Genomic DNA, 19,413 nt, shown 5'->3' with positions numbered 1-19,413 from the left:
AGAGGCCCACCATGCGCGCAGCCTTGTGGTTTCTGGCCCTGTTCGGCATTGCCGTCGCCATGGCCTTGTTTGCCGGCAACAACCAGGGCACGGTGACCCTGTTCTGGCCGCCCTACCGGATCGACCTGTCCCTGAACATGGTGCTGTTGCTGCTGGTGGGCGGCTTCGTGGTGCTGCATGCCGCCCTGCAGGCCCTGGCCGCCCTGTTCGAGATGCCCCACCAGGCGCGCCGCTGGCGCCTGCAGCAGAAAGAGCGCGCCATGCATGGCGCCCTGCTCGACGGCATGATGCATTTGCTGTCGGGCCGCTTCGTGCGGGCCAGCAAGGCGGCCGAGGCCGCGCTGGCGCAGGAGCACTCGCTCAGCGCCAGTGCCCATTACGGCGGTGCCGGCCACCAACTGCGCACCCTGGCCCACCTGGTGGCCGCCGATGGTGCCCACGCGCTGCAAGACCGACCCCGCCGCGACGAGCACCTGCGCCAGGCGCTGGAAGAAACCGCGCTGCGCCAGAACGCGCAGACCCAGGAACTGCACGAAGGCGCCCAGCTGCGCTCGGCCCGCTGGATGCTGGACGACCGCGACGCCTCCGGGGCCCTGGCCCGACTCGAAGACCTGCCCCAGGGCGCCTCGCGGCGCACCATCGCCCTGCGCACCCGCCTCAAGGCAGCGCGCCTGGCCGGGCAGACCCTGATGGCCCTGGAAACCGCCCGCCTGCTGGCCAAGCACCGCGCCTTCTCCACGGCCGCCGCCCAGAGCATCGTGCGCGGACTGGCGGCCGAGCTGCTCAACTCGGCCCACGACCCGGCCCAGTTGCAGCAGGTCTGGCAGCAGCTCGACCCGGCTGAACGCCAGATGCCCGAACTGGCCCTGCAGGCCGCGCTGCGACTGAACCACCTCGGCGGTGACGACGTGCAGGCCCGGCATTGGCTGCTGCCGGTGTGGGAGCGCATGGTCAGCCTGCCCGATTCGCTGCCGGAGCACCTGCAACAGAAGTTGATCGAAGCCCTGGAACACAGCATGGAATCGCTGGACGCCTCCTGGCTGGCGCGCATCGAAAGTGCCCAGCAGGGCAACCCGCGCAACGCCCGGCTGGAGTATCTGGCCGGCGTGGCCTGCCTCAAGCGCCAGCTGTGGGGCAAGGCCCAGCAACTGCTGAGCCAGGCCAGCCAGCACCTGGAGGCCGGCCCCATGCAGCGCAACGCCTGGCGGGCACTGGCCCTGCTGGCCGAACGGCGCGGCGACGAGCCTGCCGCGGCGGCTGCCTGGCGCAACGCCGCCCTTTGCCCTTGAGCGCCGCTTCATGCCCTGAAGGCGGTTTGGCCCCCGCGCCATCGCACTGGGCATTCAATTTTTTTGAATCGAAGCGTCAATCACGCTGAAACCCGGAGGCGGACGCGCTTCCTACACTGCAGACAGTTCAGGAACTTGTTGTTGATCAAACAGTCCACACAACGTCTTCAATCCGGGTTTCATCCATGACCTCTGTTTCACACGGCACCCCCAAGCGCTACAGCGCGCTGGCCATGGCCCTGCACTGGCTGCTGGCGGCTGCGCTGCTGGGGACCTTCTGCCTCGGCCTGTACATGGCTGATCTGCCTTTCTCACCGCAACGTCTCAAGTACTACAGCTGGCACAAATGGGCCGGCATGTCGATCCTGATCCTGTCGGTGCTGCGGCTGCTGTGGCGCCTCACGCACCGCCCGCCCGCACTGCCGGCGGCCGTCGAGCAAGCCATGCCGGCCTGGCAGCGTGCTGCCCACCATGGCACCCACCACCTGTTGTACCTGCTGTTCTTTGCCGTGCCCCTGATCGGCTGGGCCTACAGCTCGGCCGCCGGCTTCCCGGTGGTGCTGTTTGGCGTGCTGCCGATGCCTGACCTGCTGGCCCCCGACAAGGCCCTGGCCGAGCTGGTCAAGCCCTGGCACGAGATCGCGGCCTGGGCTCTGGCGACCCTGGCAGCCCTGCACGTGGCGGCCGCCCTCAAGCACCAGTTGATCGACCGCGACGGTCTGATCAACCGCATGCTGCCAGGCCGCGGCTGAACCAGGCCCCTTCTTTCTGCTCTCCGATTTCCATCTTTTCCAGCCGGCCCGTTGGCCGCAACAGGAGTGAACCATGACGACGATTTTCAAGCGTGCTCTCGCCGCCTCACTGGCCCTGAGTGCCATCGCAGCCTTTTCCCCGGCTCACGCCGACCAGAAGCTGGTCCCCGCCCAAAGCGAGATCGTGTTCGTCAGCAAGCAGATGGGTGTGCCGGTGGAAGGCCGCTTCAAGAAGTTCGACGCCCAACTGAGCTTTGACCCGGCCAAGCCCGAAACCAGCAAGATCGCCATGACGGTGGATGTGGCCAGCGCCACCCTGGGCGTGCCTGAAAGCGATGCCGAACTGCCCAAGGCCCCCTGGTTCAACACCGCCAAGTTCCCGCAGGCCACCTTTCAGTCGACCTCGGCCAAGGGCCTGGGCGGCGGCAAGTTTGAAATCAGCGGCAAGCTGAGCATCAAGGGCCATGCCCAGGATGTGGTCGTGCCCGTGACCCTGACCCAGAACGGCGCCACCACCCTGGCCACTGGCGTGCTGCCCATCAAGCGCCTGGTCTTCAAGATCGGCGAGGGCGAATGGTCGGACACCGGCATGGTGGCCGACGACGTGCAGGTGAAGTTCAAGTTTGCGCTGACTGGCGTGGGCAAGCTTTGATCCGTGCTGCTTCCTGAATCCCGTCCATTTTCTTTTCCCCCGTTCCCTTTTCCTTTCCAACAGGAGTTTTCTACCATGCGTATTTCGATGATCGTCCTGGCCGCTGCTGCCGCCCTCTCTGCCGGTCTGGCCCAGGCTGAAACCGCCACCTACGGCGTTGACCCGACCCACACCTTCGCGACCTTCGAAATCAGCCACTTTGGTGCCGCCGTGAACCGTGGCCGCTTCGACAAGAAGGAAGGCACCGTGCAACTGGACAAGGCCGCCAAGACCGGCAAGGTCGAGATCACCTTCGACGCCACCTCGATCAACAGCGGCACCGCTGCCTTCGACAAGCACCTGCAAAGCGCCGACCTGTTCAACGCGCCGCAGTTCCCCACCTTCAAGTTCGTGGGTGACAAGTTCACCTTCGACGGTGACAAGGTGAGCAGCGTGGCCGGCAACCTGACCCTGCTGGGCAAGACCGCCCCGCTGACCCTGACCGCCAAGCAGTTCAACTGCTACCAAAGCCCCATGCTCAAGCGCGAAGTGTGCGGCGGCGACTTCGAAGCCACCATCGACCGCACCCAATGGGGCATGAACTACGGCATCGACTGGGGTTTCCCGAAGAACGTGCACCTGGTGGTGCAAGTGGAAGCCGTCAAGCAGTGATCGGCCAGCGGGCATCATTGATGCCTGCCTGAACAAGCCGCCGCAGCCCCTGGGTGCCGGCGGCTTTTTTGCGCCTGCCCTGCACTGGGGCCGCCTCAGCGCGCCGCCACCAAAAGCTGCACAAAGGTCTGCAGCCGGGCGCTGCTCTCAACGCCGATGGCGGTGAACTCCAGCCCGGCGCGCCAACGCGCCTCGAAGGGGCGACACTTGACCACCTTGGCGTACACATCGCTGACCGTGAAATCAACCAGCAGCAAGGGGAACTCCAGCTTCAGCTCGGAAAAGGGCTCCAGTGGCTGGTCCAGCTCGATCTGCAGTCCGTAGTAGCCCACGTCGATGATCACGGCAGGCCAGTGCGACGGCAGCACCACCTTGTGCTGCAGCTCCTGCATCGTGCAGGGCAGGCGCACCTCCACACGGTGGCTGCGCCGCACTTCAGCGCGTGGCACATGCAGCCCGCGCGACGGGATGGCCACCACCTCACGCACCCGGACGGCCTCGCTCTTGCCCTTGACATGCACCTCCATGGGGCCGGAGGCCTCGACCAGATGCGCGCAGCGCTGGTAGGTGTGCTCGCTGACCAGCACCTGCCCGCGCAGACTGAAGGATTCGATGCGCGAGGCCAGGTTGACCTCATCGCCGATCACCGTGTACTGCGAATAGGCAGCCGAGCCAAAGCGGCCCGCGATCACCTGCCCCGTGTTGATGCCGATGCCCATGTACAGCTCGGGCAGGCCCTGCGGCGGCCCCTCCCGATTGAGTTCGGCCATGGCCAGCTGCATCTCGACCGCGCACACCAGGGCCCGCTCCACGTCGTCCGGACGCCCCTCGGGCGCCCCGAACAAGGCCATCACCGAATCACCCATGAACTTGTCGATGGTGCCGCCGTGGCGCAGGATCACTTCGCTGAGCACGGCCAGGCAACGGTTCAGCAAAGCAATGATGACGCCGGCGGGCTGGGTGGCCGTGAGCGCCGTGAAGCCGCGCAGATCGGCCAGCACAACCGTCACCTCACGCTGATGCACCGGGTCGCTCCAGGGCGCCTGCACGCCCTGGCCGGTGAGCGCCAGCAACTCGGCCAGGCCGTCGGGGCTCAGCACCTGCCCGGTGTCACGGCGCACCAGGGCCTGCACGCGCAAGGCCTGGGCCGAGGTATCGATGTCGATCCTGTCCATCTGTTCTGGCTCCCTCAAAACCGCCAGCCCGTGGACAGGCGCCACATGTTCTGACTGCTGAAATTGACGTTGGGGTCCCAGGCCAGGTGCACAAAGGTGCGCGCGCCGTCCAGCCCCAGCGACCACCCCAGGCGCCGGATGCCCTGGCCATCGACCAGCCCGGTCTTGCGCAACACATCCACCGTCAGCCGCAGCCCATCGGCCACCGGACCTCGATAGACCAGGTGCAGGTGCTGCTGATCGGGGTTCTGCCGGTTGTCGCGCACCACCAGCACCGACAACGAGCGGGATTCAGAGGGGCGGTAAGCCGCCCAGGCCATCCAGGCATCGTTGGGGTCGAAGTTGAGGTTGACATAAGGCCGCAGATTGGTGCGCCCCAGGCCCGCACCCGCCACCCAATGCTCCCCGCGCTCCAGGCCCAGGCTGCCCCCGGCAAAGCCGCCCGAGGCCAGCTGCAACGAGGGTTGCAGGCGCCAGCCCCCGGGCAGCGGCACCGATCGGTCCCAGCCGCCACGCCATTGCGTGCCCTGGCCATCGGCCTGATAGCGCCCCAGCCAGACATTGCCACTGCCGTAGCCATAGCGCAGGTTCAGGTCGGCACCCGTGCTGGCAGCCTGCCCGCCACCCTGCATGGGGTACAGACCGAAGGTGAGTTTGTAGGGGTGATCGGGTGCCGCAGCCGAGGTGGGCGCCGACGCAGGCTCTGGCGCGTCGGCAGTGCCTTGTTCGGCCCAGGCGGCGCCGAGCAGGCTGCTGAAGGCCGCACAAGCCAGCATCCGCGCCCCACACCCCCGGCTGCCCCATGGCGCGGCCAAGACCTTGGGCCAGGCCAGGCGATGCTCCGTGACGATCGAGTTCATAGGATCGCAATTATGGGTCCGGATCAACCGGCCAGCGCTGCTGAGCGGCATGCGCCCGCCCACCAAGCCCCCACTCACACGGCCCCCAGACGCCCCCGCAGCGCCCTGTGGGCCAGGGGCCCAGCCGCCGCTTCAGTTTCAATAGCAGGTGCTGTTTGACCCGCCGGCACGGGCCGGGCCATGCGAATCTGAACGGGCGCCGGGGATATGGGCCGCTGGGCCGCTAAAATCGGCCTCATCCTGCAACAGTCTCCAACGGCACCCCAGGGTGCCGTTTCCATTTGCCACGCCATGAGCGACACCATTCAACAGCCCGGGCTGAACAGCCTTTCGAAATCCTTTGAACCTGCTGCCATCGAGGCCCAGTGGGGCCCCGAATGGGAAAAGCGAGGCTACGGTGCCGCCGGCTTCCGCGGCACCGGCGCGGCCCAGGCCGAAGCACCCTCGTTCGCCGTCCAGCTGCCGCCCCCCAACGTGACCGGCACGCTGCACATGGGTCACGCCTTCAACCAGACCATCATGGACAGCCTCACGCGTTACCACCGCATGAAAGGCTTCAACACGGTCTGGGTGCCTGGCACCGACCATGCCGGCATCGCGACCCAGATCGTGGTGGAGCGCCAGCTGCAAGAGCAAAAGCTCAGCCGCCATGACCTGGGCCGCAAGAACTTCGTCAGCAAGGTGTGGGAGTGGAAAGAGAAATCCGGCAACACCATCACCACCCAGATGCGCCGCATGGGCGACAGCGTCGACTGGAGCCGCGAGTACTTCACGATGGACGACAAGCTCTCCAGCGTGGTGACCGACACCTTTGTGCGCCTGTATGAGCAAGGCCTGATTTACCGTGGCAAGCGCCTGGTCAACTGGGATCCGGTACTGATGTCGGCCGTGTCCGACCTCGAAGTTGAAAGCGAAGAAGAAGACGGCAGCCTGTGGCACATCGCCTACCCGCTGGCCGATGGCTCGGGCAGCCTGACCGTGGCCACCACCCGCCCCGAAACCCTGCTGGGTGACGTGGCCGTGATGGTGCACCCCGAAGACGAACGCTACACCGCCCTGATCGGCAAGATGGTGAAGCTGCCGCTGACCGACCGCGAGATCCCGGTGATTGCCGACGACTACGTGGACCGTGAGTTCGGCACCGGCGTGGTCAAGGTGACCCCGGCGCACGACCAGAACGACTATGCCGTGGGCCAGCGCCACGGCCTGCCGATGATCTGCGTGCTGACGCTCGAAGCCAAGATCAACGAGAACGCCCCCGCCAAGTACCAGGGACTGGACCGCTTTGTGGCCCGCAAGGCCGTGGTGGCCGACCTGGAAGCCGCTGGCGCCCTGGTCGAGGTGAAAAAGCACAAGCTGATGGTGCCGCGCTGCACCCGTACCGGCCAGGTCATTGAACCGATGTTGACCGACCAATGGTTCGTGGCCATGAGCAAGGTCAGCGAGCAAGACCCCACGGGCAAATCGATCGCCCAGAAGGCCATCGACGCCGTGGCCAGCGGCGAGGTCAAGTTTGTGCCCGAGAACTGGGTCAACACCTACAACCAGTGGATGAACAACATCCAGGACTGGTGCATCAGCCGCCAACTGTGGTGGGGCCACCAGATTCCGGCCTGGTACGACGAAGACGGCAACGTGATCGTGGCCCGCAACGAAGCCGAAGCCCAGGCCAAGGCCCCGGGCAAGACGCTGCGCCGCGACGAGGACGTGCTGGACACCTGGTACTCGTCGGCGCTGGTGCCCTTCAGCACCATGGGTTGGCCCAACCAAGGTGATTCGGCCACCGACGACTTCAACCTGTACCTGCCCAGCACCGTGCTGGTAACGGGCTACGACATCATCTTCTTCTGGGTCGCCCGGATGATCATGATGACCACCCACTTCACGGGCCGGGTGCCCTTCAAGCATGTGTACATCCACGGCCTGGTGCGTGATGCACAAGGCAAGAAGATGAGCAAGTCGGAAGGCAATGTGCTCGACCCGGTGGACCTGATCGACGGCATCTCGCTGGAGCCCCTGCTGGAGAAGCGCACCACCGGCCTGCGCAAGCCCGAAACCGCCCCGCAGGTGCGCAAAAACACCCAGAAAGAGTTCCCCGAAGGCATTCCGGCCTACGGTGCCGATGCGCTGCGCTTCACCTTTGCGGCGCTGGCCTCGCTGGGGCGCAGCATCAACTTCGACAGCAAGCGCTGCGAGGGCTACCGCAACTTCTGCAACAAGCTCTGGAACGCCACTCGCTTTGTGCTGATGAACTGCGAAGGCCACGACTGCGGCCTGATGGAGCACACCAAGGCCGACTGCGCCGTGGGTGGCAAGGCCCATGGCTACATGAGCTTCAGCCAGCCCGACCGCTGGATCGCCTCGGTGCTGCAACAGGTCGAGGCCGATGTGGCCAAGGGGTTTGAGGAATACCGCCTCGACAACGTGGCCAACCGCCTGTACGACTTTGTCTGGAACGAATTTTGCGACTGGTACCTGGAAATCGCCAAAGTGCAGATCCAGACCGGTGATGTGGCACAACAACGGGGCACCCGTCGCACGCTGATCCGCACGCTGGAAGCCATCCTGCGTCTGGCGCACCCCATCATTCCTTTCATCACCGAAGAACTGTGGCAAATCGTGGCCCCTGTGGCCGGCCTCCAGGGCGAATCGATCAGCGTGACGCGCTACCCCGAGTCGCAGCCGTCCAAGATCGACCCCGACGCCATCGCACATGTCGAGCGCCTGAAGGCCCTGGTCGACGCCTGCCGCAACCTGCGTGGCGAGCTGGGCGTGTCGCCCGCCACCCGCCTGCCCTTGCTGGCTGTGGCCAGCCAGCCCGAGGAAGCCACCTTCCTGCAACAATCGGCCGCCATACTGCAGGCACTGGCCAAATTGAGCGAAGTGAAGCTGTTCGCCACCGAAGCCGAATGGGCCGAAGCCGCCCAGGCCGCCCCGGTGGCGGTGGTGGGTCAGGCCCGGGTGTGCCTGTTCGTGGAAATCGATGTGGCCGCCGAGAAGGCCCGCCTCGCCAAAGAGGCGGCCCGCCTCGAAGGCGAGATTGCGAAGGCGCAAGGCAAGCTGTCGAACGAAGCCTTTGTGGCCAAGGCCCCACCGGCGGTGATTGAACAAGAGAAAAAGCGGATGGCCGACTTCTCGACCAAGTTGGCCGGCATCGAAGATCAACTCAGGAGGATGAAATAAATGAATATCAAGCAGACTGTTCGCAAGGCGGTTTTTCCGGTCGCAGGGCTGGGCACGCGCTTCCTGCCGGCCACCAAGGCCAGCCCGAAGGAAATGCTGCCCGTGGTCGACAAGCCGCTGATCCAGTACGCCGTTGAAGAGGCCCATGCCGCGGGCATCGACCACATGATCTTCGTGACCGGCCGCAGCAAGCGTGCCATCGAAGACCACTTCGACACCGCCTACGAACTGGAAGCCGAACTCGAAGCCGCTCACAAAACCGAGATGCTGGCTCGACTGCGCGAGCTGCGCCCCGAGGGCATGACCTTCTCGTACGTGCGCCAGCCCCGCTCCATGGGCCTCGGACACGCCGTGCTGTGCGCCGCCCACCTGGTGGGCAACGAGCCGTTTGCCGTGCTGCTGGCCGACGACCTGATGTCCGCCCCCACCGGTGGCGAGCCCGTGATGGCGCAGATGACACGCCAGTTTGCCAAGCTGGGCCGATCGATCCTGGCCGTGCAGGAAGTGCCGCTGGAACACGTGCGCCGCTACGGCATCGTGGTGGGCGAGCCAGTGGATGACCGCGTGCTCAAGGTCAGCCACATTGTTGAAAAGCCCATGCCCGAAGTTGCCCCTTCACGCATGGGCGTGGCAGGCCGCTACGTGCTGACCCCGGCCATCTTCGACATGCTGGCCAACCAGCCCCGCGGTGCCGGTGGTGAGATCCAGCTGACCGATGCCATCGCCCGCCTGATGACCACCGAGGCCGTTTACGCCTGGCAGTACGAAGGCAAGCGCTACGACTGCGGCAGCAAGGAAGGCTTTCTGGAAGCCACCGTGGAACTGGCCTTGCAACACCCCGAGGTGGGCGCCGGCTTCCGCGAATACCTCAAGGGCCTGACGCTCTGAGGCCCCCGGGGCCAGGCCCGGCCCCAAAGCGCTGGCCCCCAGTCAACGTGACGCTTAAAAAAACAGCCACCCGGGCTCCAACCCGGGTGGCTGTTTTGCTTGGCGGCGTGCCCGGCTCAGCGGCGGCGCAGCACGTGAATGAACTCGTCGCCCTGGGCCTTCTGCTCCACCAGCTCGTTGCCGGTCTGCTTGGCAAAGGCCTGGAAGTCGCGTGTCGAGCCCGGGTCGGTGGCCACCACCTTGAGCAATTGGCCGCTCAGCATGTCCGTCAGCGCCTTCTTGGCCTTCAGGATGGGCAACGGGCAGTTCAGGCCACGCGTGTCGATTTCTTTGTGGATGTCCATCTGGGTTCCTCAGTCTTGGGCAATTCTACGCAGGACCAGCCCGGTGGATGGCGGTCATGGCCGATCAATCTTCGCGTCGTGGAAACTCGATGAAGCGCGGCTCGATGCCACGCGCCCGCAACCATTGGGCCAGGGCCAGCCCGGTGCCGGCCGGCCAACACATCACATCCTGCGGATCAAGCAACTTGTATTCGACCAACTCGGGCGACAGGCTGATCTCGCCCTCGGCCACCGCGTGGTAGGTGATGATGACCTGGTTCATGCGCTGAAAATCAGCCACCCCCACCAGGTCCAGCGACAACACATCCAGGTTGGTCTCTTCCTTGATCTCGCGCGCAATGCCCTCTTCGGGGGTTTCGCCGGCCTCCATGAAGCCCGTGATCAAGGCGAACATGCGCCCCGACCAGGCCGCATTGCGGGCCAGCAAGACCTGCCCCCGGTACTCGATGATGGCGGCCAGCACCGGCGTGGGGTTGTTCCAGTGCGTCCAGTCGCAGGCCATGCAACGCAGCCGGTGCTTGTCGCCCCCGTCTTCAGCCTGGGAGATCCATTCGAGCGATGTGGCGCATTGCGGACAAAAGCGGAATTCTGCAGCCATGAAACCCCTCCTCGGGCGATCGGCAAGCGGTGTTGAACGGCGTTGGCCTGCGCTGTCAGGCCGGAAACACGCCCGTGGACAGGTAGCGATCGCCCCGGTCGCACACGACAAACGCGATGGTGGCGTTTTCGCAGCCCCGTGCAATCTCTTGCGCGACCCAGCAGGCCCCGGCGGCAGAAATGCCGGCAAAAATACCTTCTTCACGCGCCAGGCGACGGCAGGTCTCTTCGGCATCGTCCTGCGACACATAGACCAGTTGATCCACCAGGCTGGCGTCATAGATGCTGGGCAGGTAAGCCTCGGGCCACTTGCGAATGCCCGGGATGCGCGACCCCTCGCTGGGCTGGGCACCGACGATGCGCACCGCCGGGTTCTTTTCTTTCAGAAACCGGGCCACACCGGTGATGGTGCCGGTGGTGCCCATGGCGCTCACGAAGTGGGTGATGCGCCCGCCGGTCTGCTCCCACAATTCGGGGCCGGTGGTCTCGTAATGGATGCGCGGATTGTCGGCGTTGCCAAACTGATCCAGCACCCGGCCTTTGCCCTCGCGCTGCATCTGCTCGGCCAGATCGCGGGCGTACTCCATGCCACCGCTCTTGGGCGTCAGCAACAACTCGGCACCAAAAGCCTTCATGGTCTGGGCACGCTCGATCGACAGGTCCTCGGGCATGATCAACACCATGCGGTAACCCCGGATGGCCGCCGCCATCGCCAGCGCAATCCCCGTGTTGCCCGAGGTGGCCTCGATCAAGGTATCGCCGGGCTTGATCTCGCCCCGCTCCTCGGCACGGCGGATCATCGACAGTGCCGGCCGGTCTTTCACCGAACCTGCCGGGTTGTTGCCCTCCAGCTTGGCCAACACCACATTGCCACGCCGCTGGTTGTCGGCCACACCGATGCGCTGCAGCGCAATCAAAGGCGTTTTACCGACTGCATCTTCAATGGTTGGGTAATTCATGCCCAACACTGTGCCATAATTTCGTTCTAGCGTTTTTTTGCCCGGGTGGTGAAATTGGTAGACGCAGGGGACTCAAAATCCCCCGCCGCAAGGCGTGCCGGTTCGATTCCGGCCCCGGGCACCATTACAAATCAAGCACTTACGTGCGCTTGATGGGTAAGAGCAAAGAAACGTTCCGCATCCGTTCAACGTGATGTTCCGCTTTTGACAGACAGCCACCCATCGAGGTGGCTTTTTTGTGCCTTGAAGGTCGCCTCAGACGAATCCGCACCAACAGGGTGTCCTGCAAGCAGGTAGCAGCCCAGATAGCCAGCATCATGCCCACCTGTTACGACCATCACTGCATTGGCTGTCCGTACCAGAACGCAGCACATCTTCCTGATAATTCGCGGCAGATCCGCTCAGCCCCGCTTTCCATGGAAGACAACGGCGCCTCGGTACTTCTCATATTCCAAGCGCCTGGCATCGACGAATGGGCCAGCGGGAAGCCGGTGGCCAGTACAAAACCCAGTTCGGCTGGCGCTCGCCTGGAGGCGGCATTTCGCATCGCTCATCGAACGCGGCAGGACTACAACATAACAAATGCAGTCCAGTGCTTTCCTGGCAAGAAGCCGCCGCTTGGCAACGCCAAGCCCCGCGATAGAGCGCCTCCCGCCGAGGTGCGCACCCATTGCTTGAAATGGTTATGCCGAGATATCAAGGCCCACCCTTACAAACGCGTTATCGTTTTTGGCTCCCACGCCCAGCGATCTATTAGCGAGTTGGACTTAGGGGACGACCCACGGATCCATTTCATCCGACACCCCACCGGGGGCATTTCGAATGAAAATCTTGCCAAAGCGGTGGGCCAACCCGGCAGTTGAGCGGACCCGAGCCAGACCAGGGATGCCAACACCCTCTCCCAGCAGCCCTCACAGCAGGGGCATTGAGAGCACCGGCCCGACGATGGCACCCGTCAGCCTTGGACGAATTCGAAATGCTGTCATCGCCAAGACGCCGAAAGCCACCCAGGCCGTGCACGCAACAATCAGATTGGCTTCTACGAGCGAAGTGGAAATACCCAGCAGCGCTGCGGTGATCACACCGATACGATCGCACAGAGGCCGACAACGGTCTTTCGTTGCCCTGCCAGCGACCTTTGCTGTCGCATTCGTGCAAGGATGGACGAATACGCTGGCGAGCCAAGCAGCGCAACCCGCGTCGTCGTGAATGCCAATGGCTCGCTGAACATGAGTGCCCAGCCTGCTAGGCACGCTGTCGCTTTAGATCTGATCCAATGGACTCATGCCTGACCACGCCGACGCACGGTCCACAACCCACCCATCGCCATCAGCGAAGCCAGCGAGATCATGGCCCATTCGCTGAGCGTTGGCACGCTTGAGGTGTTTGCGACAACTGCGGTGTAGGTCAGAACGACGGAGCCTGCTCCACCTGCAACGGTAGTCAACCCGCCATTGGCGGCCACAGAGTAGGTCGCTCCGGCAGGCCCGATGCTGCCACCGCCTCCGCCGCCAGAATCATTGCTGTCTGCACCACCACCGCCTCCGCCACCGTACCCACCACCACCACCACCACTGCCGCTGTAAAGCGTTCCCGCCCCCACCGTCGGGGAGTCTGCACCAGCGCCACCAACACCGGCACCTGAGCCTGTACCTCCTGGAGTCAAAGCACTTCCGCCGTGACCGCCGGTACCGCCTGCACCGCCGTTGCCATTGCCACCAGCCGAGCCATTGACCAACCCACCCGCAGGATTGGCGCCTGTCCCCCCCGCACCGCCCACACCGCCGGAGCCTCCGCCTCCGCCTGTTGCCGACACAGACCCGTTGGCACCAGCGGAGCCATTGCCATTGCCACCGGCGACCGCACCGCCGCCACCCCCTCCACCGGCAATGATTTGATTGGCCGTACCGGCATCAATGTTCGTTGAACCGCCGCCGCCGCCACCAGAAGTAGGTGCCGTCGTCACACCACCTGTTCCGCCACCACCGATGAACAGATTGAGCACCTGACCACCCGTGACCGGCAGAGCCACAGTGACCACCCCGCCGTGCCCCCCCCTGGCGCCATACCCACCACCACCACCGCCCCCAGTTGCGACGACGTTCACGGTGGTCACCCCAGCGGGGACTGTCCACGTTGTGGCACCCACCGTATTGAAAGTCGCTGTTGTCGCATTGGCGAAAAGTGCGCCAGTCGCAATCAGAACGCCAAGAGCGACCTTGCCAAGGTTGCGGTTGAAGGAAGGACGAATCATGGATGTGAACTTGTAAGAACTTGAAACAATCACAGCAGTCTACATAGAAATGGTGGGGGAATTTTTCAAAAGCCACCACCCCAAGGAAGCCGATTAAACCAAGATGGACTCTGTTGGGTCGTCAGGAACCCAACACCCGACAGGGTTGCGCTGGATCGCATGTTGAACGGATCTCGGCAGGCGACGCTCCATCGAGCAACGCGCCTCAATTGCGGCTTTGTACATGCCCCTGCTGCGTCATCCCCAACGCCCCGCCCTTGCGTCGGATGTGCTCGGCGTCGCCTTGCCGGCCCAAATGATGCACCTGCCCACTTTTGTTGCTGCGTGCGTGCGCCTTAAATCCACTGATCGTTCACAACGGTGCGCTCACTTGTTTCGCCGTCGCCGGTGTTTGCGACACCGCGAGGCTCGATCAGCAGGAGCTTCACTTCAGCAGGCGCACAAGGCTTGTGTTCAACGCCTCTCGGCACGACGGCCATTTGACCGGCACTCAACACGATGGAGCCGTCACCCAAGGGCCCATCACGAAAGTCGATGCGCAATTCGCCGTCCAGCACGATGAAGGTCTCATCAGTATCAGAATGTTTGTGCCAAACAAATTCACCTTCGAGCTTGACGACCTTGAACTGGTAATCGTTCATTTCTGCGACCACGCGTGGCTGCCAATGCCCGTCGATCAGTGAAATCTTGCCCGCCAGATTGATCGCCTCGCATTGACCGCGTGAGGCAGGTGCGGTTGGGGAATGAGTTGGTGTAGGCATCGTTTTCTCCGTTCCATGTGGATGTGCCGCAGAGAATACTGAAGCGCCGGAGAGCCGTATTGAACGATCGTGGGAGAACCTTCAAGCGATAGGCCGGTTGTTCACGATCCGAATCCAGCGGCCTGGCGTAAGACCGAAGGTCTTCAGGAAATGGCGGGTCATGTGGCTCTGATCGGCGAAGCCCGCATCAGCCGCCGCACTTGCAAGCGATGCACCCGAGAGCAGCTCACGCCGAACTGCATCGAGCCGTCGCATCGTGAGGTAGCGATACGGGCTTGTGCCATAGAAGGTGCGGAAATCATGCGAGAGGCTCCAGCGATCACGGCCCGTCGCCATTTCCACTTCTTCCAGCGTGACCGTGCGCGTGAAGTTCGCGTGCAGAAGGTCGCGAGCACGGCGAGCCGCCAAATAATCCCCTTGGCCCCGGGCCAGTCGCATGCCAGAGGCCGCGGCGAGCGCATGCGCAAGAGCAGCAAGCGCGTCACTCTGTTCCAGCGGTTCATAAATATGGCATACGCGTTGCAGCAAAGATTCGGCTGCGGCCGCAATATGTGGATCATTGGTCACGCCGCCTTCGATGAACGGAAGCGCCCGGCCACCCAGCACATCCTGGAAAAGTGCTGGCTCCACGTAAATCATGCGATACCGAAAGCCCTCGTCCGTACCCGCCTGGCCATCGTGTGCTTCGTCGGGGTGTAGCACGATGGTGTTGCCCGGAAGGCTGTCACGCCTGTTGCGTCGATAGTGAAAGCTCTGCACCCCATCGAGCGTGCGGCCAATCGCATAGGTATCGTGGCGATGCATGGCGTAAGCCTTGCCGTGAAACCAAGCCTCGATGCGTTCGAGGCCCTCTGACGGCTGTGCGCGCATCACCCAGTCCGAGCGCATGGATGCAGGTGTTTGGGACAAGTGAGTCGCAAAAGAGGGAATGGAATGCGCGCAAACATGAAGTGCGCGGTTCGATTTTAGAGCGGGCGAATGCTGAGACGACATTCGCATCACTGAAGCCCCATTTGGCAAAGTATCGACAACGGCGTTGAACGGCGGCATTCTGACAGCACCGTTCATAGCGCGGTGAGGGCCATTATCGAAAGTCTAGCCCACGGCCCCTGCCATGCCTCAGCGAGGGTCCGGTAGGCCATGTACAGCCCTCTGCTCGCGGTGCCGGCCCAGCGGTGACCACGGTGCCGAACTGGCTGTCCTGGAGAGCCGAGATACGCAGGCACAACGTCCAATCAAACAATGAGCCGCCTCAAATAAGTTGGCTCAATTGCCATAGGCCCATCGCAGCGAGCGCCGCTGCAGAGCACAGGTTGACCGCCCGCTGCCATCGGGCGTCAAAGCGGTCACGCAGCCAAGCCACGCCTGTCGCCAAGATCAGCCACCACAACGCTGAGCCGACCAACACCCCCAGCACCATCACCCAAGGCGATAGAACGGGGGCACCCCCCGCCAATGCACCAAACACGGCCATGAACGAGAGGATGGTGGTCGGATTGGACAGCGTCAAAAAGAACGTCCCTGACACGTAGCGCAGCAAGCTGCCCTTGGGCAGGGCCGCATGGCGGCCCCGGGCAGGCGGCTGCTTGGCGATTCGCCATGCAAGCCACAGCAAAAAGCCCCCGCCGAACAAACCCAGCCACAGCTTCAAGCCAAGCAGCCAAGCCATCAGGCCCGTCACGCCAAATGCACCCATCGCACCGTACATGGCATCTGCAAAGGCCGCGCCAAGGCCCGTGGCCAAACCGGATGCGCGACCATGATCCAAGGTGCGTTGGATCGCAAGAATGCCGATTTGCCCCACGGGCGCGGCGATGGAAAGGCCAATCAGCATCGACTGGGCAAACAGGCCCATCAATGGAAAAGTGTGATGTGTGTCCATGCCTAGGATTTTCTGAAGAGACACGGCAGCCGCCCAGAACAGAATTCAGGCAAAAATGGATTTCATCGTCGATTTTTCAGGTGAATACGAGATATGACTGAATCCGTTGTTGAACTGGATGCGAAGGCCTGGGCCCTTCTGATGGCCTTGCAAGCTGAGGGTCGGGCGCCGCTCAAGACCCTGGCCTCCGCTGCGGGGCTTTCGGTTCCTGCCACGGTCGAACGCTTGAAGCGGCTGCAGGATGCAGGGGTTGTGCGCTCGGTGACCGCAGAGCTGGACCCGGCGCTGGCCGGCTACCCGGTGAGCGCCATCATTGGCATCACGGTGGCGCAGCCCGGAAAGAAGGCGTTCCTTGACAAGCTGCGTCGTGCCCCCGAGGTGTTGGAATGCAAGCATGTGGCCGGCGCAGACTCGTACCTGTTCACGGTGGTGGCCCGCAGCCTGCAAGATCTGGAGCAGTTTCTCTCGTCCATCAACGGGTACGGCGAGACCCGAACCTCCATTGTGTTTTCCACCCCCATTCCACGCCGTGGGCTGGTGGCCCCTGGCGCGTCACGCGAATGAACCCAAACCGGAACCGGCGCCACAGGCGGCACGCAGATCCGGCTCGTTGAACCGTTTCGGCAATAGCGCGTCGCAGGCAGCCCTGCCGTTCTGCCGAACAGATCAAATTTCGTTTCGATGAGAAAAGTGGTCTTTGCTCATGAGCACATCCACACGGTGCACCTGGGCTGCGCCGGCCAGGATCGCGTTCATGCGTGCGAGGTCTCGGAAGATGTCGCCCCCACCCCCGTCGACATGGGCCTGGCGCCCTGCCAAATCGGGAAAGGCCTCGAAGATGGCGAAACGGGTCTGCGAGAACCTCACGGCGAACCACGGCCCTGTCGCCGGCTCTGATTCAACGCATGCCCGAATGTCTCGCAGCATCTGCACAACCGCCGCCTCCTTTCCGGGACGGGCCTCGATTTGGATGAAGAAGGCCTTGCGGCCCTCCGATCCTTGTTCGCCCACGACCTGAACCCCCTGGTGCGGGGCCATGGACGAATGTGAAGAAGGCTGAATCGCCGGGACTGGGATCGTGGTCATGAGGGCATCTCCTGAATGGGGTTCACCACTGTGGCTTGAAGCCCAAGCCTGCACGTGCAGGAACGTCGACAATCCTTGCCTGAATGTCCAGACTGGCTGGGTTGCACCCCACGCCCCAGCCAAAATGCGCCATGGACCATGACCTGATACGGGTGCTCCGGCGCCACACAGACGAGCAGCGCGAGGCCACCACGACCGCGGTGACACCCGTGCGCGGCCTGTATTTGGTACGAAGCACAGCGCCCAGCGAACTGGAGCACACCGTGGCTCAACCCTTGGTTTGCTGGGTGCTACAGGGCTGCAAGCGAATCAGCCTGGGAAGCGGCGAATCGTCCTATGCGGCCGGCGAGACCCTGATCGTCACAGGCAATGTCCCAACGGTCAGCCGAATCAGCGAGGCCAGCGTGGCCACCCCCTACCTGGCCTTGGCGTTGGACCTGGACCTTGCCGTGATCACCGACCTGGTCACCCACTCACCTGAAGTGCATGCACGCCCTTGCGGGCAGGACACCCGTGACGAGCTGCACGACGCGCTTCGCCGATTGGTGCTGCTACTCAATCGCCCAGAGTCGCTGGCCGTGCTCAAAGATGGCCTCATCCGAGAAATTCACCACTGGCTGCTGTTGGGCCGACAAGGGCCCTCCATTCGCCAACTGGGCTCGCCAGACAGTCACGCACGGCGTGTTGCCCGAGCGGTGGCGATCTTGCGCGTCAACTATGCCAAGACGGTACCAGTCGAACAATTGGCGGCGGCCGCCGGCATGAGCCGCTCGGCCTTTCACCAACACTTCCGCGCCATCACCTCACTGACGCCCCTGCAGTTTCAGAAGCAGCTGCGGCTGATCGAAGCACGCCGCCTGATCCTCTCCACCGGCAAGATCCTCAGCCAGATTGCCTTTGACGTCGGCTACGAGAGCACCTCGCAATTCAGCCGGGAATATGCCCGCATGTACGGCCGGCCGCCAAACAGGGACAGGCAGAGTGCGGCCGCCCGATCGGCAACCATCAAAGCCGCCCGATAGCCTGCCTGTGCTGACCCCCAACCACGCCCCACTATCAGAGGAGCGCCCATCGGGTCAGGCTGGGTGGGGGTAAATCAGCAGTCAGCCCCATCACCCCATCGGCTTCCACGGCGGCACATCCCTTTCGGGGTAGTCCCGGGGCGGCGGCAGCGCGGCCTGGCGCTGGGCCTGTCGTTTGATCTGGCGCCGGGATTGCGGCGCTTCATCACGGGCTTGCCTTGTGTGCATGGGTCTAGCCTACGCTTCTGGTCCATGCGGGTCTACCGGCTGTCTGCCAGCGTGGCGCAGGCGCATCACTGCAGGCACAGACAAGCCTTTGTCAGGGTTTTGACATCATTCTTGAGGGTTGGGCCTTGGCCTTGGCTTGAGCGTGGGCTGTGGCTCGTGGGCGGCCGCGCCTTCAGGCCACCACGATCGCATCTTGGTGGTTGGCGATGTGAAAGGTGTGGGCCAGGGCGTAGTCGGTGCGGCTCAGGGCGCCGTAGGCAAAGTGGGGTTGCAGCGGCCCGGTGTGGGACTGAAAGCGGGCGATCGCGGCGCGCAGGCGCAGGGCGCCGGGCTTCCAGGCCTCTTGCTGGGTGAGTGCGGGCGCGCCGGGGATGGGCTCGGTCAGGCCATGGCTCATGTGGCCGCGCCACTTGAAGAACGAAAAGGCCAAGGTGCCCGCGGTCTGCTGAAACAGCGCACTCTTGGGCTCAGGAAAGCCGTCCAGGCTGAACTCGATGCTTTGGGCCAGGTGCTCGAAGACGGCCAGCATCTTCCAGTCGGTGCTGCTGCTCACGCTGCGGGCCTGGTCCAGTTGGTCCAGCCAGCGCAGGGCGTCGCTGAGTGATTGGATCTTGTCGAGGGGCGTGTTTGCCATGGCCATTCCTGATAGGGCGCCCACCTGAAGGGCCAAGAAGTGTCTGCGTTGCATGGCGCCGATGCTAGCGTTCATCGCCGCGCCCAACACGACTGGCACCCCAGCCCGCAGGCCACACCGGCGTCAATAGACAAATAGGCGACAAAGCGAGGCCAGGTTTGCCCCCCTGCCGACGAATTCGATGCTGCACTGCACC

General features: G+C 63.7%; 20 protein-coding genes and 1 tRNA gene. 10 read left to right on the top strand and 11 right to left on the bottom strand.

Features of this window, described 5'->3' with window-relative positions; translation table 11 throughout:
* The first annotated feature begins 11 nt into the window (after window positions 1-11).
* From AC07VS_RS26200 to AC07VS_RS26185, 4 genes are all read left to right on the top strand, one after another.
* Entirely contained in the window at window positions 12-1,289 is a 1,278-nt protein-coding gene (locus AC07VS_RS26200) for a heme biosynthesis protein HemY (RefSeq protein ID WP_494752428.1), read from the top strand.
* A 185-nt stretch (window positions 1,290-1,474) separates the two neighbouring features.
* Window positions 1,475-2,041 carry a cytochrome b gene (locus AC07VS_RS26195; protein WP_492348014.1) on the top strand — a complete coding sequence of 189 codons (567 nt, stop codon included), beginning with the start codon at window positions 1,475-1,477 and terminating at the stop codon, window positions 2,039-2,041.
* Window positions 2,042-2,114: 73 nt separating this feature from the next.
* A complete protein-coding gene (locus AC07VS_RS26190; RefSeq protein WP_492348013.1) occupies window positions 2,115-2,693 on the top strand; it encodes a YceI family protein in 579 nt (192 codons plus the stop codon).
* A gap of 75 nt (window positions 2,694-2,768) precedes the next feature.
* Entirely contained in the window at window positions 2,769-3,344 is a 576-nt protein-coding gene (locus AC07VS_RS26185; RefSeq protein WP_494752427.1) for a YceI family protein, read from the top strand.
* Window positions 3,345-3,439: 95 nt separating this feature from the next.
* Here AC07VS_RS26185 and AC07VS_RS26180 read toward each other — a convergent pair whose 3' ends face one another.
* The gene (locus tag AC07VS_RS26180; protein ID WP_494752426.1) at window positions 3,440-4,519 is read right to left on the bottom strand and encodes an adenylate/guanylate cyclase domain-containing protein; all 1,080 of its coding nucleotides are present in this window, start codon (window positions 4,517-4,519) and stop codon (window positions 3,440-3,442) included.
* Between the two features lie 14 nt (window positions 4,520-4,533).
* Window positions 4,534-5,379 carry a hypothetical protein gene (locus tag AC07VS_RS26175; protein ID WP_494752425.1) on the bottom strand — a complete coding sequence of 282 codons (846 nt, stop codon included), beginning with the start codon at window positions 5,377-5,379 and terminating at the stop codon, window positions 4,534-4,536.
* A gap of 291 nt (window positions 5,380-5,670) precedes the next feature.
* Here AC07VS_RS26175 and AC07VS_RS26170 point away from each other — a divergent pair, with 291 nt between their 5' ends.
* Window positions 5,671-8,562, top strand: a complete 2,892-nt coding sequence (locus tag AC07VS_RS26170; RefSeq protein ID WP_494752424.1) for a valine--tRNA ligase — start codon at window positions 5,671-5,673, stop codon at window positions 8,560-8,562.
* Window positions 8,563-9,450: a UTP--glucose-1-phosphate uridylyltransferase GalU gene (gene galU, locus AC07VS_RS26165; RefSeq protein ID WP_492348008.1), complete on the top strand. Its 888-nt coding sequence runs from the start codon at window positions 8,563-8,565 to the stop codon at window positions 9,448-9,450.
* Window positions 9,451-9,566: 116 nt separating this feature from the next.
* On the opposite strand, the gene AC07VS_RS26160 is transcribed toward galU, so the two are convergent.
* The 3 genes from AC07VS_RS26160 to cysM all read right to left on the bottom strand — a co-directional run bounded on the left by AC07VS_RS26160 (window position 9,567) and on the right by cysM (window position 11,350).
* Window positions 9,567-9,794: a sulfurtransferase TusA family protein gene (locus AC07VS_RS26160; RefSeq protein WP_492348007.1), complete on the bottom strand. Its 228-nt coding sequence runs from the start codon at window positions 9,792-9,794 to the stop codon at window positions 9,567-9,569.
* A 64-nt stretch (window positions 9,795-9,858) separates the two neighbouring features.
* Window positions 9,859-10,392, bottom strand: coding sequence for an NUDIX domain-containing protein (locus tag AC07VS_RS26155; protein ID WP_494752423.1), 534 nt, complete (start codon window positions 10,390-10,392; stop codon window positions 9,859-9,861).
* A gap of 55 nt (window positions 10,393-10,447) precedes the next feature.
* Entirely contained in the window at window positions 10,448-11,350 is a 903-nt protein-coding gene (gene cysM, locus AC07VS_RS26150; protein ID WP_494752422.1) for a cysteine synthase CysM, read from the bottom strand.
* Window positions 11,351-11,389: 39 nt separating this feature from the next.
* Between cysM and AC07VS_RS26145 the strand changes: the two genes are divergently transcribed.
* A tRNA-Leu gene (locus AC07VS_RS26145) sits at window positions 11,390-11,474 on the top strand.
* 193 nt (window positions 11,475-11,667) lie between these two features.
* Window positions 11,668-12,213, top strand: a complete 546-nt coding sequence (locus AC07VS_RS26140) for a uracil-DNA glycosylase family protein (protein WP_494752421.1) — start codon at window positions 11,668-11,670, stop codon at window positions 12,211-12,213.
* Between the two features lie 419 nt (window positions 12,214-12,632).
* Here the strand turns inward: AC07VS_RS26140 and AC07VS_RS26135 are convergent, their stop codons facing one another.
* From AC07VS_RS26135 to AC07VS_RS26120, 4 genes are all read right to left on the bottom strand, one after another.
* The gene (locus AC07VS_RS26135; protein ID WP_494752420.1) at window positions 12,633-13,604 is read right to left on the bottom strand and encodes an IPTL-CTERM sorting domain-containing protein; all 972 of its coding nucleotides are present in this window, start codon (window positions 13,602-13,604) and stop codon (window positions 12,633-12,635) included.
* A gap of 335 nt (window positions 13,605-13,939) precedes the next feature.
* Window positions 13,940-14,365, bottom strand: a complete 426-nt coding sequence (locus AC07VS_RS26130) for a cupin domain-containing protein (protein ID WP_492347999.1) — start codon at window positions 14,363-14,365, stop codon at window positions 13,940-13,942.
* An 81-nt stretch (window positions 14,366-14,446) separates the two neighbouring features.
* Window positions 14,447-15,253 (bottom strand): AraC family transcriptional regulator, encoded by an 807-nt coding sequence (locus AC07VS_RS26125; RefSeq protein WP_494752433.1) that lies wholly within the window; start codon window positions 15,251-15,253, stop codon window positions 14,447-14,449.
* A gap of 364 nt (window positions 15,254-15,617) precedes the next feature.
* Window positions 15,618-16,271: a LysE/ArgO family amino acid transporter gene (locus AC07VS_RS26120; protein ID WP_494752419.1), complete on the bottom strand. Its 654-nt coding sequence runs from the start codon at window positions 16,269-16,271 to the stop codon at window positions 15,618-15,620.
* A gap of 69 nt (window positions 16,272-16,340) precedes the next feature.
* On the opposite strand from AC07VS_RS26120, the gene AC07VS_RS26115 reads away from it, so the two are divergent.
* Window positions 16,341-16,811 carry an Lrp/AsnC family transcriptional regulator gene (locus AC07VS_RS26115; protein ID WP_492347997.1) on the top strand — a complete coding sequence of 157 codons (471 nt, stop codon included), beginning with the start codon at window positions 16,341-16,343 and terminating at the stop codon, window positions 16,809-16,811.
* Between the two features lie 102 nt (window positions 16,812-16,913).
* On the opposite strand, the gene AC07VS_RS26110 is transcribed toward AC07VS_RS26115, so the two are convergent.
* A complete protein-coding gene (locus AC07VS_RS26110; protein ID WP_494752418.1) occupies window positions 16,914-17,333 on the bottom strand; it encodes a putative quinol monooxygenase in 420 nt (139 codons plus the stop codon).
* Between the two features lie 131 nt (window positions 17,334-17,464).
* Between AC07VS_RS26110 and AC07VS_RS26105 the strand changes: the two genes are divergently transcribed.
* Complete coding sequence (locus AC07VS_RS26105; RefSeq protein WP_494752417.1) at window positions 17,465-18,355, top strand: AraC family transcriptional regulator; 891 nt, start codon at window positions 17,465-17,467, stop codon at window positions 18,353-18,355.
* A gap of 400 nt (window positions 18,356-18,755) precedes the next feature.
* On the opposite strand, the gene AC07VS_RS26100 is transcribed toward AC07VS_RS26105, so the two are convergent.
* Window positions 18,756-19,217, bottom strand: a complete 462-nt coding sequence (locus tag AC07VS_RS26100) for a DUF1569 domain-containing protein (RefSeq protein WP_492347993.1) — start codon at window positions 19,215-19,217, stop codon at window positions 18,756-18,758.
* Window positions 19,218-19,413: the final 196 nt, after the last annotated feature.

Source organism: Curvibacter sp. GW821-FHT01G03 (assembly GCF_059422285.1).
The sequence above is the reverse complement of the archived record's forward strand: the minus strand, read 5'-3'. Positions and strand labels throughout refer to the sequence as shown.